The organism is Aeromonas sp. QDB17, from assembly GCF_027705305.1.
Lineage (GTDB): Bacteria > Pseudomonadota > Gammaproteobacteria > Enterobacterales > Aeromonadaceae > Aeromonas > Aeromonas caviae.
Genome location: NZ_JAPDBP010000057.1, coordinates 1 through 794, shown reverse-complemented (window position 1 = coordinate 794; position 794 = coordinate 1). Strand labels below are relative to the sequence as shown.

2 tRNA genes and 2 rRNA genes are annotated in these 794 nt (G+C 47.7%); all 4 read left to right on the top strand.

Annotated elements, in window-relative coordinates:
- Window positions 1–71: ribosomal RNA gene (locus tag OKC41_RS21040) — 16S ribosomal RNA — on the top strand; the annotation flags it as partial.
- A gap of 73 nt (window positions 72–144) precedes the next feature.
- Window positions 145–221 (top strand) — tRNA-Ile (locus OKC41_RS21035).
- Between the two features lie 10 nt (window positions 222–231).
- Window positions 232–307, top strand: a tRNA-Ala gene (locus OKC41_RS21030).
- Window positions 308–542: 235 nt separating this feature from the next.
- Window positions 543–794 (top strand): 23S ribosomal RNA (locus tag OKC41_RS21025); the annotation flags it as partial.

The following is a 794-nucleotide window of genomic DNA, read 5'->3' as shown; positions in this document are numbered from 1 at the left end:
TGTGATTCATGACTGGGGTGAAGTCGTAACAAGGTAACCCTAGGGGAACCTGGGGTTGGATCACCTCCTTACCTTAATGATGACGAAGTTGTTGAGTGTTCACACAGATTGCCTTGATTCAAGTTTAGAGACAGTACACGAAGTGGGTCTGTAGCTCAGGTGGTTAGAGCGCACCCCTGATAAGGGTGAGGTCGGTGGTTCGAGTCCACTCAGACCCACCACTTCGATTACGGGGCTATAGCTCAGCTGGGAGAGCGCCTGCTTTGCACGCAGGAGGTCTGCGGTTCGATCCCGCATAGCTCCACCATATCGTACTGTATTTGTCAGAAGACAAAGCCATGAGTTGAACATGTCGTTCAATGTATGCCTTTGACTTCTTTACGAAGTTTGCTCTTTAACAATCTGGAAAGCTGATTTAAAAAGTAGTTCTCAAACATTTGTTACAAGTGCTTTGGAAACTTCTTGGCGAAAACCAAATTTTATTTGGTCCTTGTTGTACAGCAACTTGAATGCCGTTTCGACGACACTTCTTGGGGTTGTATGGTTAAGTGACTAAGCGTACATGGTGGATGCCTTGGCAGTCAGAGGCGATGAAGGACGTACTAACCTGCGATAAGCCGTGAGCAGTCGGTAAGAGACATTACGACTCACGGATTTCCGAATGGGGAAACCCACTTAGCATAAGCTAGGTATCGCTGCGTGAATACATAGCGCAGCGAGGCGAACCGGGAGAACTGAAACATCTAAGTACCCCGAGGAAAAGAAATCAACCGAGATTCCCTCAGTAGCGGCGA